Raw genomic sequence first — 26,204 nt, forward strand, 5'->3', positions numbered from 1 at the left:
ATGGGATTGTTATGTTTTACTGTGCGGAGTGTCTCCCTAATGAAAAACACCCGAACAGCAGTTGAAAATTAATTAATCTGAACCTTTTGCTTTAGAAACAATCTCTTCTTGAATGGACTTCGGTACTTCCTCATAGTGAGAGAGTTCCATCGAGAACACACCGCGACCTTGGGTACCGGAACGGATAGTAGTCGAGAATCCAAACATTTCGGAGAGAGGCACTTTAGCACGGATAATTTGAGCTCCACCGCGGGAATCCATACCTTCGATACGGCCACGACGGGAGTTCAGCATACCCATTGCGTCACCCATGTACTCTTCAGGCACTGTTACTTCAACTTTCATAACAGGCTCAAGAATAACTGGCTTACATTTTTCCGCAGCAGCTTTAAGCGCCATGGAACCCGCAATTTTAAATGCCATTTCGTTGGAGTCAACATCATGGTAAGAACCATCAACGATAGTTGCTTTTACATCCACGAGTGGGAATCCAGCGATAACACCATTTTTCATTTGCTCTTCAATACCTTGCTGTGCAGGTCCGATATATTCTCTTGGTACCGAACCACCCACAACTTTGCTCTCGAACTGGTTACCAGTACCTGGCTCCAATGGTTCGAATTCAACCCATACGTGACCGTATTGACCACGACCACCGGATTGACGTACGAATTTACCTTCTACACGCGCTGGCGTGCGGAATGTTTCGCGGTAAGCAACTTGTGGTGCACCCACATTTGTCTCCACTTTGAATTCACGACGCATACGGTCAATGATAATATCCAAGTGAAGCTCTCCCATACCAGCCAAGATGGTTTGACCTGTTTCTTCATTAGTATGCGCACGAAGAGTTGGATCCTCTTCTGTTAGCTTACTAAGAGCAACACCCAATTTATCTTGGTCAGCTTTGGTTTTTGGTTCAACGGCGATCTCGATAACTGGATCAGGGAAGTTCATAGACTCCAGAATAACTGGACTCTTCTCATCACACAGTGTATCACCTGTACCGGTATCTTTCAAACCTACGGCAGCTGCAATGTCACCAGAATATACTTCACTGATCTCTTGACGGCTGTTCGCATGCATCTGAAGGATACGTCCAATACGTTCGCGTTTGCCTTTCGTTGCATTCAACACATAAGATCCGGATTGAAGCACACCGGAATATACGCGGAAGAACGTAAGTTTACCAACGTAAGGGTCTGTCATGATTTTAAATGCAAGCGCCGAGAACGTTTCTTCATCCGAAGACTTACGAACCGCTTCTGTACCATCTTCAAGGTGTCCCTTGATGTCAGGTACGTCAATCGGAGCTGGCAGGTAATCAATAACTGCGTCCAACATCAATTGAACGCCTTTGTTACGATAAGAGGAACCACAGATAACTGGGAAGATTTTTACTTCTACAACACCTTTACGAAGAGCTGCTTTGATCTCCTCAACAGAGATTTCTTCACCTTCAAGGTATTTCATAGTAAGATCTTCATCAAGTTCTGCAACTTTCTCAATCAATAACGAACGAAGTTCTTCGACTTGCGCCTTGAACTCTTCAGGAACATCAACCACTTCGATGTCTTGACCCAGATCGTCTTTGAACATGTGAGCTTTTTCTTCAACGATATCAATGATACCAATGAAATCATTCTCTGCGCCGATTGGCAGTTGAATTGCAACTGCATTCGCTTGGAGACGCTCGTGCATGTCTTTTACAACGTTCAGGAAGTCAGCACCAATGATATCCATTTTGTTAACATATGCGATCCGTGGAACGCCGTAACGGTCAGCCTGTCTCCATACAGTTTCAGACTGAGGCTCTACGCCTTCCTTCGCACTGAAAACGCCTACTGCCCCGTCCAATACACGAAGGGAACGTTCAACTTCAACTGTGAAGTCAACGTGTCCCGGGGTGTCGATGATATTAACGCGGTAACCCTTCCAAGCAGCGGTAGTAGCGGCGGACGTAATCGTGATCCCGCGCTCCTGCTCTTGCTCCATCCAGTCCATTGTAGCAGCACCCTCGTGAACCTCACCGATTTTGTGCGTACGGCCTGTGTAGAACAAGATCCGTTCTGTAGTCGTGGTTTTACCGGCGTCAATATGCGCCATGATCCCAATATTACGTGTATTTTTCAAGGAGAACTCTCTTGCCATGAATAAAGTCTCCCTTCAAAAATGAAGTTATTAGTTTAGGCCTTATCCTACCAACGATAGTGTGCAAACGCTTTGTTTGCTTCAGCCATTTTGTGCGTATCTTCGCGTTTCTTAACAGAAGCGCCGGTGTTGTTGGATGCGTCGATGATCTCAGCAGCCAAACGCTCTTCCATAGTCTTCTCTCCGCGATTGCGGGAGTAGTTCACGAGCCAACGTAAACCAAGGGAAGTACGTCTTTCCGGTTTAACTTCGATAGGCACCTGATAGTTCGCACCGCCCACACGGCGAGCTTTAACTTCAAGAACTGGCATAATATTTTTGATCGCTGCTTCAAACACTTCCATTGGGTCATTACCAGTGCGTTCTTGAATCAGTTTGAACGCATTGTATAGAATGCTTTGAGCAACGCCGCGTTTTCCATCGAGCATGATGCGGTTGATTAGGCGAGTAACAAGCTTGCTGTTATACACCGGATCTGGCAACACGTCTCTTTTTGTAACTGGACCTTTGCGTGGCATTGATTATCCCCCTTTCAGAAATAGTTCATTCTAGTTTGTTCAATCTTTCTTACTTCTTAACTTTAGGACGTTTTGCACCATATTTCGAACGAGCTTGCATACGGTTGTTAACACCAGCTGTATCCAAAGCACCGCGAACGATGTGATAACGTACTCCTGCAAGGTCTTTGACCTTACCTCCACGAATCAATACAACACTGTGCTCTTGCAAGTTGTGTCCGATACCTGGAATGTAAGCAGTAACCTCCAGACGGTTAGTCAAACGCACACGGGCATATTTACGAAGTGCGGAGTTCGGTTTACGCGGAGTCATAGTACCCACACGAGTGCAGACACCACGTTTTTGTGGAGCGCTCAAATCTGTAGTCTCACGCTTCAGGGCGTTGAACCCTTTTTGGAGAGCTGGTGATTTGGACTTCTCAACTTTGGCTTGACGGCCTTTACGAACTAGTTGGTTAATTGTTGGCATGTTGTTGCCACCCCCTTCCTCAATTTTTCATGTCTTTACAAACCTTTTAATTAAGCCCACAGACCCAGGCGGTTCATAAAAGAACAAAGGAAAGTTTCTGCCCCAAGCTTTCACCTGAAACAAAAACGTTTCATACCATTATTGTTTTACTATCGCAGCCACCGCTGCTCCAACTTCAATCCCACATGCCTTACCGAGTTCTTTCATCGTATCGACATAAGTGATCTTGATCGAAGCTTTGTTACAGAGCCCGATGATCTTTGACGTAACACGAGGATCTGCATCTTGTGCGATATAGACCTCTTCGGCTTGCCCAAGTTCCACTATCTTCGCAGCTTGCTTGGCACCGATCTTGACATGAGCATCCTGTAGTCCTCTATCATTAGACATCTTACGATACCTCCAAAAATACAGGGAATTACCGCTACTCACGCACCTTTACTATATTAGCATCTGAATTGGGCGATGTCAAGTGTTTATATTAATTATAACGGCGGAGAAGCCGCATATTGCTTAGATCCACAACATGGACTCCTCCGCCATTTCTTAATTTATAAATCTATTCTACTGAAACAGGCTCAAGATTCTCTGCAGAAACATCGCCTTCTTCTTGATCGTCAAACTGAACGCTGCGATAACGGTTCATACCAGTACCCGCTGGGATCAGCTTACCGATAATAACATTCTCTTTCAGGCCGAGCAGCTTATCGACTTTACCTTTAATAGCAGCATCGGTAAGTACCCGAGTTGTCTCCTGGAAGGAAGCGGCCGACAAGAAGGAGTCTGTTTCAAGAGATGCCTTCGTGATACCGAGCAGTACAGGCTTAGCAACAGCAGGCTCTTTATCCGACAGGATCGCCTCTTTGTTAGCTGTTTCGTATTCGTAGATGTCCACGAAGGAACCTGGAAGGAGAGTAGTATCTCCTGCATCCACAATACGGATCTTGCGCAGCATCTGCTTGATCATGACTTCAATGTGCTTATCGTTGATTTCTACGCCCTGGTTACGGTATACACGCTGCACTTCTTGCAAAATGTAGTTTTGTACGCCGCGAATACCTTTAATGCGCAGAATTTCTTTAGGGTCAATTGAACCGTCGGTAAGCTCATCCCCTGCTTCGATCTCTTGACCTTCGCTAACACGGAGACGAGAACCGTAAGTTACGGAGTAGACTTTAGTCTCTGCTTCACCTTGGATCTCGATTTCCCGGCGATCCTTAGCTTCGCGGATTTCTTTGACTACACCATCAAGTTCACTGATTGTGGCTTGACCTTTCGGATTCCGAGCTTCAAAGAGCTCCTGAATACGCGGCAAACCTTGGGTGATATCGTCTCCTGCAACGCCCCCGGTATGGAACGTACGCATCGTGAGCTGGGTTCCCGGCTCCCCGATGGACTGCGCTGCGATGATACCAACTGCTTCACCAATTTCCACGAACTTACCAGTAGCCAGGTTACGGCCATAGCACTTCTTACAAACACCATGACGGGCACGGCAGCTCAGTACGGAACGGATCTGAAGCTTCTCAACACCCGCATTTACGATAGCATTCGCACGATCTGTATCAATGAGCTCATTACGAGCTACAATGACTTCGCCAGTCTCCGGATGCTTGATCGTCTGGAACGAGTAGCGTCCTTCAATGCGGTCGAAGAGATCCTCGATGATTTCTTTACCGTCCTGGATACGGGATACGGTAATCCCTTTATCGGTTCCACAGTCATCTTCGCGAACGATAACATCCTGTGCAACGTCAACCAGACGACGGGTCAAGTAACCTGAGTCGGCTGTACGAAGGGCTGTATCCGCCAGACCTTTACGCGCTCCGTGAGTCGAGATAAAGTACTCGAGGACTGTCAGGCCTTCACGGAAGTTCGCTTTGATCGGAAGTTCATAGATACGTCCTGATGGTGTCGCCATCAGACCCCGCATACCGCCCAGCTGGGTGATCTGCGATTTGTTACCCCGTGCTTTGGAGTCAACCATGAGCATGATGGAGTTGAAACGATCCATCGATTTCATGAGGACTTCTGTCAGTTGGTCCTTGGATTTGGACCAGATGTCAATTACACGGTCATAGCGTTCTTCATCCGTAATCAAGCCGCGGCGATACTGGTTCGTAACTACACGTACTTTCTCATCGGATTCGCGCATGATGGTTGCTTTTTCTTCAGGTACTATAACGTCCGATACGGCAATACTTACACCGGCACGTGTAGAATACGTGAAGCCAAGCTGTTTGATTCTATCCAAAATCACAGACGTTTCAGTCGTGTGATAAGTCTCGAAGCAGCGTGCAATGATGGACCCTAGATATTCCTTACCAACAGCCCCTGCAATTGCAGGATCGTTGATACGTTCTGCGAGATCCGCACCTTTTTCATGAACGAAGTAGCGATCCGGTGTCCCGTTGAACAGGTTATCGCGAGTGGCTTCGTTAATGTAAGGGAAGCTGGATGGGAAGATTTCATTGAAAATGATTTTCCCGACCGTAGTCACCAGCAGCGCTTTTTGTTGCTCAGGTGTGAATCCATCTTTATTCAAGGCTTTAGCCGGAATAACAACACGTGCATGCAGGGATGCTGCTCCACGCTGGTAGGCGGACACGGCTTCGTTCACGCTTCCCAGAATCATACCTGAACCTTTAGCTTTGTTATCATCCATAGTCAGGTAGAAGGATCCAAGGACCATATCCTGAGATGGAGTAACAACCGGCTTGCCGTCTTTAGGGTTAAGAATGTTACCTGATGCAAGCATCAGGATCCGAGCTTCCGCTTGCGCTTCAGCTGACAGTGGAACGTGTACCGCCATTTGGTCACCGTCAAAGTCGGCGTTATATGCCGTACATACGAGTGGGTGAAGACGAATCGCGCGTCCTTCTACCAAGATCGGTTCGAACGCTTGAATACCAAGACGGTGAAGCGTCGGTGCACGGTTCAGAAGAACCGGATGCTCCTTGATTACTTCTTCGAGCACGTCCCATACTTCCGGGCTCACACGTTCTACTTTGCGCTTCGCGCTCTTGATATTATGAGCAAGTCCTTTGTTGACCAGCTCTTTCATCACGAACGGCTTGAACAATTCGAGTGCCATTTCTTTAGGCAGTCCGCATTGGTACATTTTCAGGTAAGGACCAACCACGATAACCGAACGTCCAGAGTAGTCAACCCGTTTACCGAGAAGGTTCTGACGGAAACGTCCTTGCTTACCTTTCAGCATGTGGCTGAGAGATTTAAGCGGACGGTTACCAGGACCCGTTACAGGACGGCCACGGCGGCCGTTATCGATCAAGGCATCTACCGCTTCTTGAAGCATACGCTTCTCGTTCTGAACGATGATATCCGGTGCACCAAGATCCAGCAGGCGCTTCAGACGGTTATTCCGGTTAATTACACGGCGGTACAGATCGTTAAGGTCAGACGTTGCAAAACGTCCACCATCAAGCTGAACCATCGGACGAAGTTCCGGAGGGATGACCGGAAGAACGTCAAGAATCATCCACTCCGGCTCATTGCCGGAGTTGCGGAAAGCTTCAATAACTTCAAGACGTTTGATTGCCCGGTTACGGCGCTGACCTTGAGCGGTACGCAGTTCTTCCTTGAGGAAATCAAGCTCTTTCTCCACGTCGATATCCTGCAGAAGCTTCTTAACAGCTTCGGCACCCATACCGGCTTGGAAACCGTAGCCGTATTTCTCACGGTAGCTGCGGTATTCCTTCTCGGACAGGAGCTGCTTTTTCTCAAGCGGCGTATCGCCAGGATCTGTTACAACATATGATGCAAAATAGATAATCTCTTCCAGAGATCTAGGGGACATATCCAAAGCCAATCCCATACGGCTTGGAATCCCTTTGAAATACCATATATGAGAAACTGGAGCAGCCAGCTCGATGTGGCCCATGCGTTCACGGCGTACTTTTGCACGTGTTACTTCAACGCCGCAGCGATCGCAGACAACGCCTTTGTAACGTACGCGTTTGTATTTACCGCAGTGACATTCCCAGTCTTTTGTAGGACCGAAAATTTTCTCGCAGAAGAGCCCTTCTTTCTCCGGCTTCAGCGTACGATAGTTAATCGTCTCCGGTTTCTTCACTTCTCCGCGGGACCAAGAACGAATTTTATCTGGGGAAGCAAGCCCAATTTTCATAAACTCGAAATTGTTGACGTCCAACAAAGAGCATCCCTCCTTAACCAAATCCTGATTTGTAATGCTATTCTACGCCGACTTCAGAGCCTTCCAGGTTCAAACTAAGTTTGTCGCCTGCAGCATCCTCTTCATCGTCTATTTCTCTCATTTCGATCTCCTCTTCATTTTCACTCAGGATTTTTACGTCCATACCCAAGCTTTGAAGCTCTTTGATCAATACTTTAAAGGATTCAGGAACACCCGGTTCCGGCACATTCTCACCTTTGACAATGGATTCGTAGGTCTTAACCCGGCCCACCACGTCATCGGACTTGACTGTCAGAATCTCCTGCAGGGTGTAAGCAGCACCGTAAGCCTCAAGCGCCCATACCTCCATCTCCCCGAAGCGCTGACCACCGAACTGAGCTTTACCACCCAGAGGCTGCTGAGTAACGAGAGAGTACGGACCCGTAGAGCGGGCATGGATCTTATCGTCAACCATGTGAGCGAGTTTGATCATATGCATGACACCAACAGTAACTTCACGTTCGAACTTATCACCTGTACGGCCATCATACAGCACCGTCTTACCGTTACGCTGCATACCGGCTTCTTCCATGGTATCGAATACGTCATACTCTTTGGCGCCATCAAATACTGGAGTTGCTACGTGGATACCCAAGTGCATAGCCGCCATACCCAAATGGATTTCAAGCACCTGTCCGATGTTCATCCGTGAAGGTACCCCCAGCGGGTTAAGCACGACTTGTACTGGTGTGCCATCAGGCAGGAAAGGCATATCTTCCTCAGGCAAAATACGCGCTACGACACCCTTGTTACCATGTCGTCCGGCCATTTTGTCACCTTCGGAAATTTTACGTTTTTGGGCAATATACACACGAACAAGTTGGTTAACGCCTGGCGGCAGCTCATCCCCGTTCTCACGAGTGAAGACCTTGACATCAACAACGATTCCGTCAGTACCGTGCGGTACTCGCAGAGAAGTATCACGAACTTCACGAGCTTTCTCACCGAAAATCGCATGCAGAAGGCGCTCTTCCGCAGTGAGCTCAGTTACCCCTTTAGGTGTAACTTTACCAACAAGGATATCGCCAGCACCAATCTCAGCACCTACGCGAATAATTCCACGTTCATCTAGATTTCTAAGCGCTTCTTCACCCACGTTCGGAATATCGCGAGTAATTTCTTCTGGTCCAAGCTTCGTATCGCGAGCCTCGGATTCATATTCCTCAATGTGGATAGATGTGTACACATCTTCTTTGACGAGCTTCTCACTAAGGAGAATGGCATCCTCATAGTTATAACCTTCCCAAGTCATGAAGGCTACGACCACATTGCGGCCCAGTGCCAATTCACCCATCTCTGTAGACGGACCGTCAGCAAGGATATCACCCTTCTTGACGACTTCGCCTCTTTTGACGATTGGACGCTGGTTAATACATGTTCCTTGGTTCGAACGCATAAATTTGTGTAATTTATATTTAACAAGGTCGCCTTTAACTTCCTTGCCTTCGACTGTCTCAACACGGCGGAGCCAAATTTCATTAGCTGCCGAACGTTCGATGATCCCGTCATGTTTAGCAACTATACATACACCTGAATCTTTCGCAGACTTATGTTCCATACCCGTTCCTACAAGCGGAGCTTTAGGAATAAGGAGTGGTACAGCCTGCCGCTGCATGTTCGATCCCATGAGTGCGCGGTTCGAGTCATCGTTCTCCAAGAAAGGAATAAGCGCGGTGGCTACCGACACAACCTGTTTTGGAGAGATATCCATGTAATCCACGCGATCGCTAGGCATTGTCAAAATGTTATCCGACTGTTTGTTATAACGAACGATAACCTGATCTTCCGCAAAACCACCGTCTTCATTCAACTCAACATTGGCCTGTGCGATAACATAGTTATCTTCTTCATCCGCAGTCAAATACGAGATCTGCTCCGTAACTTTACCTGTCTTAGGATCTACCCAACGGTATGGCGCTTCAATAAAGCCATATTCGTTAATGCGGGCAAATGTGGACAAGGAGTTGATCAGACCGATGTTCGGTCCCTCCGGTGTCTCGATCGGACACATACGGCCATAGTGAGAGTGGTGAACGTCACGCACTTCCATGCCCGCACGTTCCCGTGTCAAACCACCAGGTCCGAGTGCAGACAGACGGCGCTTATGCGTAAGTTCCGCAAGCGGGTTCGTCTGGTCCATAAACTGGGACAGCTGGGAGCTTCCGAAGAACTCTTTGATCGAGGCAATAACCGGACGAATGTTGATTAGAGCCTGCGGTGTAATTACATTCGCATCCTGAATCGACATTCTCTCACGAACCACACGCTCCATACGGGATAAACCGATACGGAATTGGTTCTGCAGCAGTTCACCAACAGAGCGCAGACGGCGGTTACCCAGATGGTCGATATCATCCGTGCTTCCGATTCCGTGCAGCAGGTTAATGAAATAGCTGATTGAGGAGATAATATCAGCAGGTGTAATGTTCTTAACTGATTTATCAATATCGCGGTTAGCGATAACTTTAACAACTTTACCATCTTCAATTGGCGAGAATACATCGATTGTCTGAAGAGGTACATCCTCGGATTCAAGCACACCATTAGCTACATGGTAGGTTTTGAAACCAACACCTTCTTCTAAGTTCTTAAGGATCTCATCCAGCAAACGACGATCAACCATTTGACCCGCTTCTGCAATAATCTCACCTGTTGATGTGTCAATCAGGGACTCTGCAAGACGTTGGTTAAAGAGACGGTTCTTAATATGAAGCTTTTTGTTGATTTTGTAACGACCTACGTTCGCGAGGTCGTAACGCTTCGGATCAAAGAAGCGGGCAACCAGCAAACTTCTTGCATTATCAAGTGTAGGAGGCTCGCCCGGACGAAGACGTTCATAGATCTCAATGAGCGCTTTCTCCGTGGAATCCGTATTGTCTTTATCCAGCGTATTGCGGATATATTCATCGTTACCGAGAAGGTCAAGAATCTCAGCATCTGTACCAAAACCGAGTGCGCGAAGCAGTACGGTTACTGGAATTTTACGAGTACGGTCGATCCGAACATAAATAATGTCCTTAGCATCCGTCTCAAGCTCAAGCCATGCACCGCGGTTAGGAATAACCGTCGCCGTGTAAGTCTTCTTGCCGTTCTTATCTATTTTGGTATTGAAATAGACGCTAGGGGAGCGGACCAACTGGCTGACAATAACCCGTTCTGCACCATTGATAATGAAGGTGCCGGTTTCGGTCATCAGCGGGAAATCCCCCATGAACACTTCCTGCTCTTTGACTTCGCCGGTTTCTTTATTAATGAGCCGGACTTTTACTCTAAGCGGTGCCGCATACGTAACGTCACGCTCTTTCGCGTCATCTACTGTATACTTTGGTTCACCAAGACTGTAGTCGATAAATTCCAGAATCAAATTGCCGGTAAAATCCTGTATCGGCGAGATGTCCTGAAACATTTCCCGAAGACCTTCCTCCAAAAACCACTCGTATGATTTTTGTTGGATTTCAATCAGGTTCGGAACCTCGAGTACCTCGTTAATTCGCGCATAACTACGCCGAGTGCGTCGACCATATTGAACAAGATGTCCTGCCAACTTAAACTCACCCCTCATGTCTACTCACTTAAAAATTTCATTGCGAACCCGTGTTTGTCCCTATATAATAAAGTCCATAGAAACGGATTCATGCACAAATAAAGAAAAGCCCTTATCGAATGCTTTCGAAAAAAGAGCATCATTATTAGTGCCTTTCCTGTCGATGTCCTCAATATCAGTAGATTTGCCAAAATTGGGCATAATATACGTTTATAGAAGATTAGAGAACCTCTACTCCCGAAATTATGCTTGACATTTCAGCAGACTAAAGCCATGTAGGGCATCCTAATACTGACATTTTACAATAATACCACACTCATATACTCAAGTCAACAGCTATCTTTTGCTTAATTCCATGATCTTTGTGGTTGCGGATTAATTTTTGGTAGCCTTAAAGATCCGGTATCCCTTCTCCTTTGTAACTTCCTCAACTTCCCCGAACAAGGATTCAAGCTTTTCTTTTGCCGAAGGAGCACCCTGCTTTTTTTGTATAACTACCCAGAGTGATCCGCCAGACTTAAGTCTTTCTGCAGCACCCTCAAAGATCGCGTGTACAGTCTGCTTACCTGCACGTATGGGCGGGTTCGTTAGGATCACATCAAACTTTTGATCACCAAGCTTCTCATAGAGATCACTTTGAATTACCGTTACATTCTTGATTCCATTATTAGATGCATTCTCTTTGGCCAATTCAACGGCACGTTCATTCACGTCAATCAAGGTCACTTTCCCCTGCGCGGCAAGTCCTGCAGCAGCAAGTCCCATCGGACCGTATCCGCAGCCAACATCCAGGACACTGGCTTCCTCCGGAATCTCCATGGCCTCAATCAACACCCGGCTTCCAAAGTCAATTCCCTGCTTAGAGAATACTCCGGCATCGCTCACGAACTTGTACATCTTGCCTCTTAATGATGCTTCCCATGTCTTGCGGTCATGAGCCGTCACCGGCTTACTGGAATAATAATGATCGGGCATACTTTCCCTCCAGCACTCAGTTTCGATATTCTATCTTGTATAGTCTCTACCCACTTATATAAAAACAAACCCCTTGAATATCTTCAAGGGGTTTGTGCGGGAGAAGAAGAATTACTTCACTTCTACAGAAGCGCCTGCTTCTTCCAATTTAGCTTTAACCGCTTCAGCATCTTCTTTAGATACTTTTTCTTTCAAAGCTTTTGGAGCGTTGTCAACCAAGTCTTTTGCTTCTTTCAAGCCAAGACCAGTGATTTCGCGAACCACTTTGATTACGTTGATTTTGGAAGCGCCAGCGCTTGTCAAAATTACGTCGAACTCGGATTGCTCAGCAGCTGCTTCGCCACCGCCGCCACCTGCTACAACTACTGGAGCTGCTGCAGTTACGCCGAATTCTTCTTCGATTGCTTTAACGAGATCGTTAAGTTCAAGAACAGTCATACCTTTGATTTCTTCCAAAATTGTTTCTTTACTCATGGTAGAACCTCCGTTATATAATTTTATAGTTTTTGTTAGATTACTAGTTCAAAAAGATCCTTACGCGCTAGCGCCAGTTTCTTCTTTATCAGCAACGGCTTTAACTGCAAGCGCGAAGTTGCGCACAGGAGCTTGAAGCACGCTGAGGAGCATGGAAAGGAGACCTTCGCGAGAAGGAAGTTCCGCAAGAGCTTTGATTTGGTCTACGCCGACTACACGGCCTTCAACCACGCCACCCTTAATTTTAAGAGCATCATTCTTCTTAGCGAAATCGTTAAGAATTTTAGCTGGAGCTACGGCATCATTCGTACTGAATGCGATTGCTGTAGGACCTGCCAGAACTTCATCAAGTTCTGTCAACTCTGCAGCTGCAGTCGCGCGGCGAACAAGCGAGTTCTTCAGCACTTGGAATTCGATACCAGCTTCACGAAGCTGCTTACGAAGTTCGGTTACTTGAGAAACATTCAGACCGCGGTAGTCAGCAACAACAGTTGTTACGCTCTCGCGCAGTTTAGAAGTTACTACATCAACGGCATCTTGTTTTGCTTGAATTACTTTTGCATTTGCCAAACTGTACACCTCCTGTTAGATTTACTGAGCTGCTAGGCTTATAACATTCTTGACCCAACAGCTCCCCTGCAATAAAGGGCAAGCCGTTTATATTAGGAAGTTTTTTTGTTGGGCTCAGATCAATACGTTAACCGTCCAGTCTGATCCCCATCAAAAAAGCCTCCGTAGAATCACGAAGGCCTGATAAATCATCATTTACAGAATACTGCAAAGTCCGAATCTCTATCACAACACCTCGGTAGGAAATTAAGCCGCAAGGCACCTACTGTCTACGGTAAGCATATTCACATTTAATTGTTGAAATCAATGCAACCACTTTACTATACCAGAGGGCTTATTCAAGAGTCAACCCTGAATTTATTACCAAAGGTAATAAATCTTATCTGTAAGATGCAGTGTTTACACGAGCGCTTGGTCCCATTGTCGAAGAAATCGCAATGTTCTTCAAGTATACGCCTTTAGCAGCCGCTGGTTTAGCGCGGTTCAGTGCGTCAATAAGAACTTTAAGGTTCTCATTCAGTTTGTCAGCATCGAAGGATACTTTACCGATTGGCGCATGAATTTGACCTGCTTTATCAAGACGGTACTCAATTTTACCCGCTTTGATTTCTTGAACCGCCTTAGCTACGTCAAACGTAACTGTTCCCGCTTTAGGGTTAGGCATCAAACCTTTACCCCCGAGAAGACGACCCAATTTACCAACTTCACTCATCATGTCCGGTGTAGCTACGCACACATCGAACTCGAACCAGCCTTGTTGGATTTTATTAATAACGTCTTGATCGCCTACGTAGTCAGCGCCAGCAGCTTCCGCTTCTTTTGCTTTCTCACCTTTAGCAAATACAAGGACGCGTTGAGTTTTACCAGTACCGTGTGGCAATACAACTACGCCACGAACAGCTTGGTCTTGTTTACGAGGGTCTACGCCCAAACGTACTGCAGCTTCAACAGTTTCGTCGAATTTAGCAGTAGCTGCCTTCTTAACCAGTTCAACGGCTTCAGCAGGCTCGTAAGTTGCTTCGCTGTCAATCAGCTTAGCAGCTTCAAGGTATTTTTTACCGTGTTTAGCCATTTAAATTTCCTCCTTTGTGGTATTAGCGGATATTCCTCCCACTTGTTAGCCGGACGTATCCGGCAGCATCCAAAAGATTAGTCTTGGATTGTGATACCCATACTACGGGCAGTACCTTCAACCATAAGCATAGCTGCTTCAACGGAAGCTGCGTTAAGGTCAGGCATTTTTTGTTCCGCGATTTGACGTACAGTCGCACGGTTCACAGTTGCTACTTTCTTCTTGTTAGGTTCACCAGAACCCTTCTCGATCTTAGCAGCTACGCGAAGCAATACTGCAGCCGGTGGAGTCTTGGTAATGAAAGTGAAAGAACGATCTTCAAATACCGAAATTTCAACCGGAATGATCAGACCTGCTTGATCGGCAGTACGAGCGTTGAATTCTTTACAGAATGCCATGATGTTGACACCTGCTTGACCCAGCGCTGGACCTACCGGAGGTGCTGGATTCGCTTTCCCCGCAGGAATTTGCAGTTTTACAACTTTAATGATCTTTTTAGCCATGTAAAACACCTCCTTGCACTAATAGTGGTACCCGGGATTAAACTCGTCAATCCCTCCCACAGAAAACCTAAAAGAACTATAACTTCTCCACTTGAGTAAAATCAAGCTCAAGCGGGGTTTCCCGTCCAAACATGTTGACGTGAACCTTGACCTTGCTCTTGTCGGTTAGAATTTCTTCTATAGACCCAACAAAGTTAGCAAAAGGACCAACCTTAATACGTACAGATTCCTTGAGTTCAAACTCAATAACCGGCTTCGGTTCTTCCATTCCCATGTGGTTCAGAATCTGTTCCACTTCTTCAGGAAGCAAAGGTGTCGGTTTGGAGCCGGAACCTGTCGAGCCGACGAAACCCGTAACTCCCGGTGTATTGCGGACAACATACCAAGAATCGTCAGTCTGGATCATTTCCACCAAGACATACCCAGGGTAAACTTTACGCATAACGGTCTTTTTCTTCCCGTCTTTGTTTACGATTTCTTCTTCCATAGGAACAAGAACCCGGAAAATCTTGTCTTCCATGCCCATAGACTCAACGCGTTTTTCCAAATTGGCTTTGACTTTATTCTCATACCCGGAATAGGTATGAACTACATACCATCTTTTTTCCATATCAAGCCACCTGGGACCCTTCTTAAATAATCGCGTTGATCACAGCGGAAATGCCGATGTCAAGAACCCAAAAATAAATTGCGACCACTACGATTGTACCGAGGACAATCAGCGTATAACTCGTCAGCTCTTTACGATTAGGCCAGCGAACTTTTTTAAGCTCAGCCCAGCTTTCAGAGAAAAAAGAAAACATCGACTTGAAACTACGTTTCATCCGCACCTACACCTCCAAAGACTATCTGGTTTCGCGATGAGGAAATTGCTCGTTACAGAACTTGCAAAATTTCTTCATCTCCATGCGGTCGGGGTGGTTACGCTTGTTTTTCGTTGTCGTGTAGTTTCTTTGTTTGCAGTTCGTACAAGCCAACGTGATAATTACCCGCATGATGTGCACCTCCCGAAGACATTCTTTCTTACAGAAGTCTCTATATTGATCCCGACGTAAGCCGGGCCGTTCAGAGAGACCTAAGGTCGCTCTGCCCAATCTGGAATTCAGGAAATATTAAGTAAATCCCTAAATCTCCTTAATTCAAAAAAAGCAAGCGCGAAATTTGGCCTACCTAAAACACTTTATCATAAGGGTATAGCCGTGTCAATGAAAGAATGGCCTTGCCCCTGTGCGGATCTAGCCTGTCGTTATCTTCTTTTTTCACTCTGATGCCGCTTTCCACTCACGTCTAAGTATGGACCCTTGTCCCTATCTCTAAACATCCTAATTATGAATCTATTGAATCGATTATAAGAGAAGCTGGTCTGTTCCGAGATCAATAGAAAAGAAAAAAAGACTCCATCTCGAGTCCCTTCTCTAAGTCATATTATAGGCCGTCACGAACCTCTAAATACCGTTCCAGCTTTCGCTTAACCCGTTGAAGCGCGTTATCGATTGACTTCACATGCCTTCTAAGATCAACCGCAATTTCCTGGTAAGATCTCCCGTCCAGATAGAGCATTAGCACCTTTCGTTCAAGGTCACTAAGAATCTCCGACATCTTATCTTCGAGTCCAACAAACTCTTCCTGGTTGATGATCAGCTCTTCAGGATCAGACACCTGAGTACCGCAAATCACATCCAAAAGGGTACGATCGGAATCTTCATCATAGATAGGCTTGTCCAATGATACATACGAGTTCAAAGGAATATGCTTCTGTCTTGTTGCTGTCTTGATCGCAGTTATGATCTGCCTGGTAATGCATAGTTCCGCAAAAGCCTTAAAGGAAGCAAGCTTATCGCCCTTAAAGTCTCTGATCGACTTATAAAGACCGATCATGCCTTCCTGGATAATATCCTCCCGGTCAGCTCCTATTAAAAAATAGGATCTTGCCTTGGCTCTGACGAAACTGCGATACTTATTGATTAAGTACTCCAGTGCTTCGCTATCGCCTTCCCGGACTGCCTCGACAATGTCTTCATCACTTTGGATCTCATAGTCAAATTTAATCATTACTTTGAGGTCGACACTCACCACAATCCCTCCGGCTGCAACGCACAGTGCCCCGTCACTTCAATCAAGTATACGATCAGTATATATGATGGGATGTAAGAGCGTCAACCACATAAGTCCTAAATTTTGTAAAGTCGAACTTTGTCAAGAGCTATTGGAAGCATATCGAGATGTGTCATTTTACTCTCTGCGCCAGCGTTCGAACATCTTTCTTATCTCTGGACTCAGCTTGCCTCCCAGTGTATTCCGGCTTGAATTCATACGATCCTCGGCAATTTTCGACTGAATCTCCTGTTCACTCTGTTCCACAAGGGTCAGCAGCTCTCTGGCCGGAATACGTAGAGCACCTTGTCCAAAGATGACGTGCTGTTCAACTAGGTCACTAGTCGCAACGTAAATCTGGCGGCGTCTGTGGCCGAGCTCACGCACAAGCCTCTCTATACACTCATCGGCGGTCTCTTTTTCACTTGTAAAATAGACCTGTACCTTGTTCTGTGCAAAAGATTTACCAAGTCCGGGTACCCGGTAGGCATCAAAAACAGCGATCACATGCAAGCCACTGTATGCCTGATAGTCCGCCAGCCGCTCCAGCAGCCTGTCTCTGGCTTCCTGCAGTCCAATCTTGGACAGCTTGGCCAGTTCCGGCCAATCTCCAATCATATTGTATCCGTCTACAAGGAGAACATCCCGCATCTCCCCCATCATAAGCCTATCCCTGACTCTGGCGTCTGCGAAGAGTCTCGTACATGATCACTCCTGCTGCTACAGACGCGTTCAGCGAATTGAGCCGGCCCACCATCGGCAACTTAAGCAGGACGTCACACTTCTCACGGATCAGCCGGCCCATACCCTTATTCTCATTTCCGATCACAATAGCTACAGGTCCGGTAAATACGCCATTATCATATATTTCTTCTTTTGCTGTTACATCCGTTCCTACGACCCACACTCCCGCTTCCTTCAACTGCTCAATCGTCTGAGCCAAATTGGTTACACGGGCTACCGGCACATACTCTACTGCACCCGCTGAGGTTTTGGAGACAGTGGAAGTTATCGATGCTGAACGCCGCTTGGGAATGATTACACCATGGACGCCCGTACATTCTGCGGTACGAAGGATGGACCCCAGGTTATGAGGATCTTCAATCTCATCTAGCAGCAGTAAAAAGGGAGCCTCTTCCTTCTCTGCTGCTTTCGCGAGAAGATCTTCCACTTCCGCATACGCGTACGGTGCCACTTGGGCCGCTACGCCTTGGTGCTGCAGATCTGGCACCAACTGATCCAGCTTCCGCTTATCCACATGCTGAACCACAACCCCATTCTTCTTGGCTTCAGCGATGATGGGCTGCGTTAAGTGCTTCTGAGCACCCTCCGCGATCAAAATTTTGTTAATTGTGCGGCCGGCGCGCAGCGCCTCAAGCAGGGAATGCTTGCCGCCAATCCAGTCTTCGTTAGTATTGTCCACCTGTATATCCTCCAGAGTAGGATCCGAGGGGGGCCTCGGGCTCCCATATATTTTTTCACAACCCTCCCAAACCCTCCCTTGCCTAAGGGAGGGCCCCAAGGGCTACGCCCTCTGGACACCCGGAATTGGAATAACGATAGGTGTAGACAGAGGCGGGATTTAGCCGCTTGGGTGGGAGGAGCGCTTGCCGCCCCTTTGGGGCCCGCTTCACTTGGTGCGGAGCTTGGTTAACTGATGTTGTTGGCGAGATGCGCTGGGCTTGGGCACCCGGGCAGGCTGCGAGCGGTTAGCCGCTTGCCGCCCCCTTGGGGTCCGCTTACTATCAGCGCTCCTGCACTTGGCGTGACTGCTGCTGATTATGCTGTAATGATCATGCGTGCTCGGAGGCGCTCTCCCTTACGGGATTCGGCTTATATCTGCGCGGTACTTGGTACTGCGCTTGTACTCTTCCTGTTCTTCCGTGCTGGGAATCGCTCTCCCTACGGGATTCGGCTTACGTCTGCGCGGTGCTTGGTGCTGCTGTTGTGTCTCTACTGGCCTTCCGTGCTCGGTGGCACTCTCCCTCCGGGATTCGGCTTACGTCTGCGCGGTGCTTGGTGCTGCTCTTGTACTCTCACCGGTCTACAGTGCTCGGAATCGCTCTCCCTGGGGGATTCGGCTTACTTCCGTGCAAAGACGGCTTGTCTGGCTAGGTCTTGGGGCCGGACACCATGAGGTCAAGGCCCCGAGTGATCAGATAGATCATCCGGTCTTGTTCGCCGCCATAGTACAGGTAGCCGATCAGTGCTTCGAACGCGGTGGCGTGTCGATAATCGATGACGTTCGCGTTCTTGGGGACGCTGCCGGATTTGGCGTTGCGGCCCTGGCGTACGACGTCAAGCTCAGCTTCCGTCAGCTCGGGCTCGATCAAAGAGAGCAGCGTGGCTTGGGCCTTGGCGGAGACGAACTTGGTCGACTGCACATGCAGATGATGCGGGCGCAGGTTAGGCCGCGAAATAACATATTGGCGGACCGCCACTTCGAAGATGGCGTCGCCGATATAGGCTAGTGCCAAGGGAGGGAGCAGCCGCGCCGGCTTGGATGACAGGTAAGGGAACCACAGCGGCGTCTCCGGGAGACCGCCGCTGTTCATATCGCCTGTACCTGTCATTTGCGGCGCCACCGCATACCCTGCGGCGTATCTTCAAGCATGATGCCCTGGGCGTCAAGCAGATCCCGGATTTCATCGGCACGTGCCCAGTTTTTATTTTTGCGTGCTTCGGTACGCTCCGTAATCAGCCGCTCAACGTCTTCGGAAGGCAATTCTGCGCTCTCATCCGTGTAGATCCGCAGTACTTTGTTCATCTCATCGAACACTTGTTTTGCAGCCATCAGATCCGCGCTGTTCACAACCGCCTGTTTGAGCAGGCTGTTCACTTCGTTCACCCATTCAAAAATAGCCGTGATGGCATCCGGGGTGTTGAAATCGTCCTGCATTTTATCGTGAAATAACTGACGGATTGCCTCAAGCTTGGTGATCAACTCGGGCGCTGCTTCGCCGCCTGTATCTCCAACCGCCTTAAGGCGATGATTCAAATTAACTACCGCATTGGCGATACGCTCTACGCTTTTCTCCGCTTGTTCCATCGTCTCTTCCGAGAAGTTCAGCGGATTGCGATAGTGGCTGGACAGCATGAAGTAGCGGATCGCTTCACGTTTGTACATATTCCGAAGGTCCTTGACGAGTATGCCGTTGCCGAGGGACTTCGACATCTTTTCCCCGCTGATATTAATAAATCCGTTATGCATCCAGTAATTCGCCAGCGGTTTGCCGGTAACGGCTTCGGACTGGGCTACTTCGCACTCATGGTGAGGGAACTGCAGATCCTGTCCGCCCCCGTGAATATCCAGTGTATCCCCGAGCAGCTCGCGAGCCATCGCAGAGCATTCGATGTGCCAGCCGGGTCTGCCATCGCCCCAAGGACTGGACCAATAAATTTCGCCCGGCTTTGCCGCTTTCCAGAGGACGAAATCCTGCGGGTTTTCTTTGCGCTCATCCACATGGATTCGAATTCCGAACTGTAGCTCATCGATATTCTGGTGGGACAGCTTACCGTATTCCTCGAATTTGCCTGTTCGATAAAAGACGTCGCCCCCCTGCTCATAGGCATATCCTCTACGCTCAAGCTCCTTAATAAACTCTATAATTAGGGTCATATTCTCCGTAACCCGCGGATTGGAGGTAGCCCGTGGAATGCCGAGTCCATCCAGGTCCTTGTAATAAGCTTCAATAAATGTCTCAGCGACCGCTGGGACTGTTGTGCCCATCTCGTCCGCTTTGCGAATCAGCTTATCGTCGACATCCGTGAAATTCACGACGTAATTCACGTCGTAATCCAGTGCCTCCAGATAGCTGCGAACCACATCGAAGAAAATGGCCGGACGCGCGTTCCCGATATGGATATAACCATAAACGGTAGGTCCGCATACATATACCTTAGCTTTGCCCGGTTCCTGGCTGACAAACCTTTCCTTCTTGCGGGTCAGCGTATTATAAATGTGAAGTGACATACTAACATCCTTTCATTTCTTAAAATACCGGCCTCTTCACCCGGCGATGATCTTAACCCCTGAAGCCTACCCCTTATCTCCATGAGACAGGGCTTCAGCACGGAGCTCTGCACGTTCTTGCTTCAAATTTCTGAGCTCTTCTTGGAGCTCCTCAATCTCACGTTGAAGCACGCGCATTGTATCTACAACCGGGTCGGGCAGCTGGTGGCTGAGCCGGTCCATGCGCACGCCTCCCTGCTTAACCACTTTACCCGGAATCCCTACAACTGTACTGTTCGGAGGCACCTCTTTAAGAACTACCGAGTTGGCTCCAATATTGCTCTGAGCCCCCACTGTAAAGGAACCCAGGATTTTAGCTCCTGAACCTATAACCACATTATTGCCAATCGTAGGGTGTCTCTTGCCTTTTTCTTTGCCGCTCCCCCCAAGAGTAACGCCTTGATAGATCACTACATCGTCCCCGATTTCACAGGTCTCCCCAATGACAACACCCATACCATGGTCGATGAATAACCGTTCCCCTATTGTCGCCCCGGGGTGAATTTCGATACCGGTGAAGAAACGACTGGCTTGGGATATGATACGGGCTACCGAGAACCACTTTCTTCGGTAAAAAGCATGGGCAATCCGGTGGCTCCATATCGCATGCAGACCGGAATAGGTGAAGACGACTTCAAACCAGCCCCGTGCCGCAGGATCATTATCAAGCACTGCTCCAATATCTGATCTCATCTTCTTAAACATAAATTATGCCCTCCTCCCCCGGTAAGTCCCTGTCTATACTAAAAAAGCGCCCCTGCAGCTGTCGCTGCAGAGACGCCTTACACGCGGTCCCACTCTGCTTAAATACCGCAGCCTCTCAGATCACAGAGTTCGGTATTTCTCTCAAACGTCCTTAACGGGGACGAGACGGCGGAATCTACCCGCGCACCTTAGCGCGCTCAATCCCACAGCTCCCGGGTGCATTTCCGCCGAATGCATTTGGATAACTCTCAGCCTGACAGCCGCAAGGCCGCCGGTTATCCTCTCTGAAAAATACATCAGTTAGCGTACTTCTCCCGATCTTTGCTTTTAGGTTGTAATTGAAGATATAACTGTTCAATAGCTTTCTTCTATATTAACCAATCGCACACAAACTGACAAGAATGATTTGCTTCGTCTAGGCTCCGCGAATCTGGGATTTGAGACGATCCAGCACACGGTCCTTACCGAGAAGGTAAATCGTCTGGTTCAAGTCACGTCCATGCACCTGCCCGGTAAGCGCAACGCGGATAGGCATAAACAGCTGTTTTCCTTTGTAGCCTGTCTCTTTCTGGACTTCCTTAATCAGTACGGCCACACTTGCAGCCGAGAACTCCGGCGCTTGTTCTACCTTGCTAAGGAAGGCCTGCAGTACCTCAGGCACCTGAGGTTCTGATAATATAACAGCCGCTTCTGCATCCAGCTCCAGATGCGTACGGAAGAACAGCTCAGACAGCTCAACAATATCCGATGCCGATGTCATTTGCTCCTGATAAAGCGCGACGAGCGACTTGGCCCAGCTCAGCTGTTCATCGGTAAGCTCGGCAGGAAGACGGGACGCCTTCTGCAGCTGTGGAATCGCAAGATCTGCGATCCGCTCCGGATCCGAATTCTTGATGTAAGTGTTATTGATATGAGCCAGCTTGTTCGTATCAAAGACCGCCGGGCTCTTCGAAAGCCGGTTTGCATCAAAGATCGAGATGAGCTGCTCCTGGGAGAAAATCTCTTCCTCCCCTTCCGGCGACCAGCCGAGTAGTGCGATAAAGTTAAACATCGCCTCAGGCAGGTAGCCAAGCTGGTCGTACTGCTCGATGAACTGAATCACCGATTCATCACGCTTGCTCAGCTTCTTGTGATTCTCACCCACGATCAAAGTCATGTGGCCGAACTTTGGCGGCTCCCAGCCAAATGCCTCATAGATCATCAATTGACGCGGCGTGTTGGAAATATGGTCTTCCCCGCGGAGCACGTGGGAGATCTTCATCAAGTAGTCGTCCAGCACAACGGCAAAGTTGTAAGTTGGGATGCCGTCTTTCTTCACAATGACGAAATCTCCGGATATGTTGGACTCGAAGGAGATCGGTCCTTTTACCAAGTCATCAAAGGCATAGGTCTTGTTCTCAGGAACACGGAACCTGATGCTTGCTGCGCGGCCTTCCGCTTCGTAAGCCTTCTGCTGCTCCTCAGTCAAATCACGGTGTCTGCCGGAGTAGCGTGGCGTCTCCCCCTTGGCGATCTGCTCTTCCCGCTCCTGCTCAAGCTCTTCTTCTGTACAGTAGCAGCGGTAAGCGAGGCCCTTGTCCAGCAGCTCCTGCCAGTACTGACGATAAATATCAAGTCTCTCCGTCTGGCGGTATGGGCCGTATTCCCCGCCAACATCCACACTCTCATCCCAGTTGATTCCCAGCCATTTCAGGTACTTCAGTTGGCTTTCTTCCCCGCCTTCAATATTGCGTTTTACATCAGTATCTTCAATCCGAATAATGAATTTGCCACCCAGATTACGGGCGAACAAGTAGTTGAAAAGAGCTGTTCTTGCATTACCAATATGTAAATGACCCGTTGGACTCGGCGCATACCGCACACGAACTTCTGTCATTGAAATCCCCTCCGCGTACTAATTATAATAAGTTCCTTTTCCATCCGTATCCCACGATCATAGCATATCTTTAACAAGGCAGACAACACACTGAGCAGCTATGCCCTCGCCACGTCCGGTAAAACCCAGCTGCTCTGTTGTCGTTGCTTTCACATTGACCTGATCAGCCTGAGCACCCAAGGCGGCTGCAATCACTTCTACCATTTGAGGAATGTAAGGTGCCATCTTTGGGCGCTGAGCGATAATCGTAGCATCAAGATTTCCGAGCACATAACCTTTGGCCAGCGCTTTCTCCCAGACTTCCTTCAGCAGCTTCAGACTGTCGGCATCCTTGAATTCGGGATCGGTATCCGGAAAATGCCGGCCGATGTCCCCTTCGCCAATGGCTCCCAGGATAGCATCGCTGATCGCATGCAGCAGCACATCTGCGTCAGAGTGACCCAGCAGCCCCTTCTCATAAGGAATCGTCACTCCGCCGATAATACAGGGTCTCCCCTGAACCAGCTGGTGTACGTCAAACCCTTGTCCTACTCTAATCATGTCAACCTCTCCCCATTCTATTCTTCTGTCTGATGAATTCGGCATAATCCAAATCCTCAGGCGTGGTGATTTTGATATTACTGTAGCTGCCTTCAACCACTCTGACAGGCACCCCTACCCGCTCAACCAGCATGGAATCATCAGTCCCCAGGAAGCCTTCCTCCATCGCCTTCTTATGCGCCCGCAGCAGATCGGAATGCCGAAAAGCCTGCGGGGTTTGAATAGCCCACAAGCTGCGGCGATCAGGAGTCGAGGTCACATAAGCCTGATCATTCACCTGCTTGACCGTGTCCTTCACGGGCACAGCCAGAATCGAAGCTCCATCCCGTCTGGCTGCCTCATAACATGCCGTGACCTGAGCCTCGGTGACGAAGGGCCTTACCCCGTCATGGACGAGAACCCATTCGCAGTCCGTTTCAAGCAGTCCTTTATAAACCGAGTGCTGGCGCTCAGCCCCGCCCGGTATCACTTTTACTGTATGTTCCATGGAGAATGACTTCACCCAATCCTGGCATCTGGGCACATCCTGTTCTCCGGTGACAAGAATAATCTCCTGTATGAAAGGAAGCCGGTCAAACACTTCAAGTGTATGAACGAAGATGGGCTTGTCCTCGAGCATCAAGTACTGCTTGCTCTCCTTGGTCCCCATACGGGTTCCCCTGCCGGCAGCCACCACGATGACCGCTGCTTCCTGATTGATACTGTTCACTGTCATCCCTGCCCCGCAAGTATAATAAGTAAGCTGTCATGTACAGCCATCCCCATCATACCGTGTTTACTGGGCTTTTTCCAACAGTTTCGGTTTGGCAAAAATCATCCGGCCCGCCGAGGTCTGAAGCACACTGGTCACGAGCACCTCGGTCACTGTACCAATGTAATCCCTGCCTCCTTCAACTACAATCATCGTGCCGTCATCAAGGTAAGCTACGCCCTGCCCATGCTCTTTGCCGTCCTTGATCACCTGAACCATGATCTCTTCCCCAGGAAGAACAACCGGCTTAACGGCATTCGCTAGATCATTGATATTCAGCACGGATACGCCTTGGAGCTCACAGACCTTGTTCAGATTGAAGTCATTGGTTACGACTTTTCCCTGCAGAACTTTGGCGAGCTTGACCAGCTTGCTGTCCACTTCGGAAATATCCTCGAAATCCCCTTCATAAATCAGCACCTTCACATCAAGCTCTTTCTGAATTTTGTTCAGAATGTCAAGACCTCGGCGTCCCCGGTTCCGCTTAAGCAGATCCGATGAGTCCGCGATATGCTGCAGCTCCTCAAGTACGAACTCCGGAATGACAATGGTTCCCTCGATGAAGCCTGTTTTACAAATATCAGCGATCCGTCCGTCTATGATCACACTGGTGTCCAAAATCTTATGTTCTTGTGTCCATGTCTCTTCTTCCCGGGAAGAGCCCCATTTCCCCGACTTCCAAAGCGAGGAGAGCTCGCCCTTCTTCTCCATACCGACACGCAGACCCATATAACCGCAGAGCCAGGTGATTATGAGCTGAACCGTCTCTCTAAGACTTCCAAGCCATGACAAGCCGGGGTAGAGCATTAACGAAAGAAGAAGTCCCGCAGTAAGACCTGCCGTACCCGCAGCCAAATCCCCCATAGGAATCTGGGTTAAGGCTTGAATCCCTGCACGAATCCGTCTGGACAACGTCTCCGCAAATAATGAAAATAGGAACATAAAGAGACTGGCACCGAGCACGGCAAACAGCAGATGTCCGCCAAAAGGGCCTAATCCATCCAGCCAGTCCTGCATCGAAGAAGGCAGAAGATCTAGTAAATGTTGTGAAGTGTAGCCGGACCAAGCTCCAATAAGGCCCGCAAGAATTAGAAAAATTCTCTTTAACATATGTTCCTTCACCTCCTCAAATTTTTATTTCGCTCATTACCAGTATGATCCATTTTTTGCAGGGGTAATCCAGTGATTAGAACTTTTTTTTCTCAGGCCTGGCACAGGGTTGAGTCTTCTGGAGGCTCATGGCTGTGCGATTTCAGCTTGAAAAGGCATCAAACCGTGGACTATAATGAACTCAATTCATAAAATAAGGTGGATGGACAATAATGAGCACACTTAGCTTACAGTCTTTTCAAGAACAAGTTTCCGAACTGCTACTCCGTCACCGCAGTCTGCTGGATGTCCTATCTAAGAATGGTCAAAGTAATTCTTCTGTCATTCGTTCGGTAACCAAGGCTGTAACCGAGTGCGGATGTATTGAACTTCATGCAACCAAGCAAACCTTTGAACCGAGCTTTAACCTGGAGCAGGCCAAAGAAGTAGTCGGCAAGCATGTGCAGGGTGAACTTTGCGAGAACTGTAAGGAAGCGATTAGCGCTGAACTTGGACGCAACTTGTTCTATATGTCCGCTCTATGCAATCTGCTCGATATTAATATGGATGAAGTCGTGGAGAGAGAATCGAAGAAATGCTCTACGCTTGGGCTGTTCAACTTATCGTAAGCCTCTATACAGACAGCAA

25 protein-coding genes and 1 other annotated feature are annotated in these 26,204 nt (G+C 48.3%); of the genes, 1 reads left to right on the forward strand and 24 read right to left on the reverse strand.

All coding sequences use genetic code 11. The annotated features are described in order from the left end of the window. Nucleotides 1–72: 72 nt before the first annotated feature. The 24 genes from fusA to ACEN86_RS17785 form a co-directional block, all read right to left on the reverse strand. Nucleotides 73–2,151, reverse strand: a complete 2,079-nt coding sequence (fusA, locus tag ACEN86_RS17670; protein WP_495631813.1) for an elongation factor G — start codon at nucleotides 2,149–2,151, stop codon at nucleotides 73–75. Between the two features lie 47 nt (nucleotides 2,152–2,198). Next, the gene (gene rpsG, locus ACEN86_RS17675; RefSeq protein ID WP_007432586.1) at nucleotides 2,199–2,669 is read right to left on the reverse strand and encodes a 30S ribosomal protein S7; all 471 of its coding nucleotides are present in this window, start codon (nucleotides 2,667–2,669) and stop codon (nucleotides 2,199–2,201) included. A 49-nt stretch (nucleotides 2,670–2,718) separates the two neighbouring features. Then, nucleotides 2,719–3,138: a 30S ribosomal protein S12 gene (gene rpsL / locus ACEN86_RS17680; RefSeq protein WP_127200925.1), complete on the reverse strand. Its 420-nt coding sequence runs from the start codon at nucleotides 3,136–3,138 to the stop codon at nucleotides 2,719–2,721. A gap of 138 nt (nucleotides 3,139–3,276) precedes the next feature. Then, entirely contained in the window at nucleotides 3,277–3,528 is a 252-nt protein-coding gene (locus tag ACEN86_RS17685; protein ID WP_495631814.1) for a ribosomal L7Ae/L30e/S12e/Gadd45 family protein, read from the reverse strand. 169 nt (nucleotides 3,529–3,697) lie between these two features. Continuing rightward, the gene (rpoC, locus tag ACEN86_RS17690; protein ID WP_495631815.1) at nucleotides 3,698–7,312 is read right to left on the reverse strand and encodes a DNA-directed RNA polymerase subunit beta'; all 3,615 of its coding nucleotides are present in this window, start codon (nucleotides 7,310–7,312) and stop codon (nucleotides 3,698–3,700) included. Nucleotides 7,313–7,349: 37 nt separating this feature from the next. Further along, nucleotides 7,350–10,895, reverse strand: coding sequence for a DNA-directed RNA polymerase subunit beta (rpoB, locus tag ACEN86_RS17695; protein ID WP_495631816.1), 3,546 nt, complete (start codon nucleotides 10,893–10,895; stop codon nucleotides 7,350–7,352). Nucleotides 10,896–11,270: 375 nt separating this feature from the next. Beyond that, nucleotides 11,271–11,870, reverse strand: a complete 600-nt coding sequence (locus ACEN86_RS17700) for a class I SAM-dependent methyltransferase (RefSeq protein WP_495631817.1) — start codon at nucleotides 11,868–11,870, stop codon at nucleotides 11,271–11,273. Between the two features lie 111 nt (nucleotides 11,871–11,981). Further along, complete coding sequence (rplL, locus tag ACEN86_RS17705; protein WP_127200920.1) at nucleotides 11,982–12,344, reverse strand: 50S ribosomal protein L7/L12; 363 nt, start codon at nucleotides 12,342–12,344, stop codon at nucleotides 11,982–11,984. Between the two features lie 60 nt (nucleotides 12,345–12,404). Beyond that, a complete protein-coding gene (rplJ, locus tag ACEN86_RS17710; protein WP_127200919.1) occupies nucleotides 12,405–12,914 on the reverse strand; it encodes a 50S ribosomal protein L10 in 510 nt (169 codons plus the stop codon). A 143-nt stretch (nucleotides 12,915–13,057) separates the two neighbouring features. After that, nucleotides 13,058–13,207: a sequence feature (ribosomal protein L10 leader region), on the reverse strand. An 86-nt stretch (nucleotides 13,208–13,293) separates the two neighbouring features. Beyond that, complete coding sequence (rplA, locus tag ACEN86_RS17715; RefSeq protein ID WP_495631818.1) at nucleotides 13,294–13,986, reverse strand: 50S ribosomal protein L1; 693 nt, start codon at nucleotides 13,984–13,986, stop codon at nucleotides 13,294–13,296. Nucleotides 13,987–14,063: 77 nt separating this feature from the next. Next, nucleotides 14,064–14,489, reverse strand: coding sequence for a 50S ribosomal protein L11 (gene rplK / locus ACEN86_RS17720; protein ID WP_127200917.1), 426 nt, complete (start codon nucleotides 14,487–14,489; stop codon nucleotides 14,064–14,066). A 76-nt stretch (nucleotides 14,490–14,565) separates the two neighbouring features. Continuing rightward, on the reverse strand, nucleotides 14,566–15,099 hold the full coding sequence (gene nusG, locus ACEN86_RS17725; RefSeq protein ID WP_495631819.1) for a transcription termination/antitermination protein NusG: 534 nt from the start codon (nucleotides 15,097–15,099) through the stop codon (nucleotides 14,566–14,568). A 22-nt stretch (nucleotides 15,100–15,121) separates the two neighbouring features. Further along, nucleotides 15,122–15,313 carry a preprotein translocase subunit SecE gene (secE, locus tag ACEN86_RS17730; protein WP_495631820.1) on the reverse strand — a complete coding sequence of 64 codons (192 nt, stop codon included), beginning with the start codon at nucleotides 15,311–15,313 and terminating at the stop codon, nucleotides 15,122–15,124. A 21-nt stretch (nucleotides 15,314–15,334) separates the two neighbouring features. Next, nucleotides 15,335–15,484 carry a 50S ribosomal protein L33 gene (gene rpmG, locus ACEN86_RS17735; protein WP_127200915.1) on the reverse strand — a complete coding sequence of 50 codons (150 nt, stop codon included), beginning with the start codon at nucleotides 15,482–15,484 and terminating at the stop codon, nucleotides 15,335–15,337. A gap of 430 nt (nucleotides 15,485–15,914) precedes the next feature. After that, nucleotides 15,915–16,562 carry an RNA polymerase sporulation sigma factor SigH gene (gene sigH, locus ACEN86_RS17740; protein WP_433944250.1) on the reverse strand — a complete coding sequence of 216 codons (648 nt, stop codon included), beginning with the start codon at nucleotides 16,560–16,562 and terminating at the stop codon, nucleotides 15,915–15,917. A 159-nt stretch (nucleotides 16,563–16,721) separates the two neighbouring features. Beyond that, nucleotides 16,722–17,243, reverse strand: a complete 522-nt coding sequence (locus tag ACEN86_RS17745) for an NYN domain-containing protein (RefSeq protein ID WP_495634342.1) — start codon at nucleotides 17,241–17,243, stop codon at nucleotides 16,722–16,724. A 7-nt stretch (nucleotides 17,244–17,250) separates the two neighbouring features. Beyond that, nucleotides 17,251–18,006: a 23S rRNA (guanosine(2251)-2'-O)-methyltransferase RlmB gene (gene rlmB / locus ACEN86_RS17750; RefSeq protein WP_495631821.1), complete on the reverse strand. Its 756-nt coding sequence runs from the start codon at nucleotides 18,004–18,006 to the stop codon at nucleotides 17,251–17,253. A gap of 688 nt (nucleotides 18,007–18,694) precedes the next feature. Then, nucleotides 18,695–19,156 (reverse strand): Mini-ribonuclease 3, encoded by a 462-nt coding sequence (locus ACEN86_RS17755; protein ID WP_495631822.1) that lies wholly within the window; start codon nucleotides 19,154–19,156, stop codon nucleotides 18,695–18,697. After that, entirely contained in the window at nucleotides 19,153–20,556 is a 1,404-nt protein-coding gene (cysS, locus tag ACEN86_RS17760; protein ID WP_495631823.1) for a cysteine--tRNA ligase, read from the reverse strand. Before cysS ends, ACEN86_RS17755 begins: the two co-directional genes overlap by 4 nt. Nucleotides 20,557–20,622: 66 nt before the next feature. Continuing rightward, complete coding sequence (gene epsC / locus ACEN86_RS17765) at nucleotides 20,623–21,300, reverse strand: serine O-acetyltransferase EpsC (protein WP_495631824.1); 678 nt, start codon at nucleotides 21,298–21,300, stop codon at nucleotides 20,623–20,625. A 415-nt stretch (nucleotides 21,301–21,715) separates the two neighbouring features. Beyond that, nucleotides 21,716–23,176 (reverse strand): glutamate--tRNA ligase, encoded by a 1,461-nt coding sequence (gene gltX / locus ACEN86_RS17770; protein WP_495631825.1) that lies wholly within the window; start codon nucleotides 23,174–23,176, stop codon nucleotides 21,716–21,718. A 57-nt stretch (nucleotides 23,177–23,233) separates the two neighbouring features. Further along, nucleotides 23,234–23,716: a 2-C-methyl-D-erythritol 2,4-cyclodiphosphate synthase gene (ispF, locus tag ACEN86_RS17775; protein WP_495631826.1), complete on the reverse strand. Its 483-nt coding sequence runs from the start codon at nucleotides 23,714–23,716 to the stop codon at nucleotides 23,234–23,236. A gap of 1 nt (nucleotide 23,717) precedes the next feature. Next, complete coding sequence (ispD, locus tag ACEN86_RS17780; RefSeq protein WP_495634343.1) at nucleotides 23,718–24,416, reverse strand: 2-C-methyl-D-erythritol 4-phosphate cytidylyltransferase; 699 nt, start codon at nucleotides 24,414–24,416, stop codon at nucleotides 23,718–23,720. A gap of 75 nt (nucleotides 24,417–24,491) precedes the next feature. After that, nucleotides 24,492–25,577, reverse strand: a complete 1,086-nt coding sequence (locus ACEN86_RS17785; RefSeq protein WP_495631827.1) for a PIN/TRAM domain-containing protein — start codon at nucleotides 25,575–25,577, stop codon at nucleotides 24,492–24,494. Nucleotides 25,578–25,789: 212 nt separating this feature from the next. Between ACEN86_RS17785 and ACEN86_RS17790 the strand changes: the two genes are divergently transcribed. Then, nucleotides 25,790–26,185, forward strand: a complete 396-nt coding sequence (locus ACEN86_RS17790) for a nucleoside triphosphate pyrophosphohydrolase family protein (protein ID WP_127200905.1) — start codon at nucleotides 25,790–25,792, stop codon at nucleotides 26,183–26,185. Nucleotides 26,186–26,204: the final 19 nt, after the last annotated feature.

The organism is Paenibacillus sp. Paensp111, from assembly GCF_059492195.1.

Coding starts and splice junctions, on each gene's coding strand:
- ispF (WP_495631826.1), bottom strand. CDS start 23,716: ATGATTAGAGTAGGACAAGGGTTTGACGTACACCAGCTGGTTCAGGGG.
- rpsG (WP_007432586.1), bottom strand. CDS start 2,669: ATGCCACGCAAAGGTCCAGTTACAAAAAGAGACGTGTTGCCAGATCCG.
- gltX (WP_495631825.1), bottom strand. CDS start 23,176: ATGACAGAAGTTCGTGTGCGGTATGCGCCGAGTCCAACGGGTCATTTA.
- rplA (WP_495631818.1), bottom strand. CDS start 13,986: ATGGCTAAACACGGTAAAAAATACCTTGAAGCTGCTAAGCTGATTGAC.
- rpmG (WP_127200915.1), bottom strand. CDS start 15,484: ATGCGGGTAATTATCACGTTGGCTTGTACGAACTGCAAACAAAGAAAC.
- ACEN86_RS17785 (WP_495631827.1), bottom strand. CDS start 25,577: ATGTTAAAGAGAATTTTTCTAATTCTTGCGGGCCTTATTGGAGCTTGG.
- ACEN86_RS17790 (WP_127200905.1), top strand. CDS start 25,790: ATGAGCACACTTAGCTTACAGTCTTTTCAAGAACAAGTTTCCGAACTG.
- ACEN86_RS17700 (WP_495631817.1), bottom strand. CDS start 11,870: ATGCCCGATCATTATTATTCCAGTAAGCCGGTGACGGCTCATGACCGC.
- ACEN86_RS17745 (WP_495634342.1), bottom strand. CDS start 17,243: ATGGGGGAGATGCGGGATGTTCTCCTTGTAGACGGATACAATATGATT.
- rpsL (WP_127200925.1), bottom strand. CDS start 3,138: ATGCCAACAATTAACCAACTAGTTCGTAAAGGCCGTCAAGCCAAAGTT.
- rplK (WP_127200917.1), bottom strand. CDS start 14,489: ATGGCTAAAAAGATCATTAAAGTTGTAAAACTGCAAATTCCTGCGGGG.
- ACEN86_RS17685 (WP_495631814.1), bottom strand. CDS start 3,528: ATGTCTAATGATAGAGGACTACAGGATGCTCATGTCAAGATCGGTGCC.
- epsC (WP_495631824.1), bottom strand. CDS start 21,300: ATGTTTAAGAAGATGAGATCAGATATTGGAGCAGTGCTTGATAATGAT.
- nusG (WP_495631819.1), bottom strand. CDS start 15,099: ATGGAAAAAAGATGGTATGTAGTTCATACCTATTCCGGGTATGAGAAT.
- fusA (WP_495631813.1), bottom strand. CDS start 2,151: ATGGCAAGAGAGTTCTCCTTGAAAAATACACGTAATATTGGGATCATG.
- rplL (WP_127200920.1), bottom strand. CDS start 12,344: ATGAGTAAAGAAACAATTTTGGAAGAAATCAAAGGTATGACTGTTCTT.
- ACEN86_RS17755 (WP_495631822.1), bottom strand. CDS start 19,156: ATGACAGGTACAGGCGATATGAACAGCGGCGGTCTCCCGGAGACGCCG.
- cysS (WP_495631823.1), bottom strand. CDS start 20,556: ATGTCACTTCACATTTATAATACGCTGACCCGCAAGAAGGAAAGGTTT.
- secE (WP_495631820.1), bottom strand. CDS start 15,313: ATGAAACGTAGTTTCAAGTCGATGTTTTCTTTTTTCTCTGAAAGCTGG.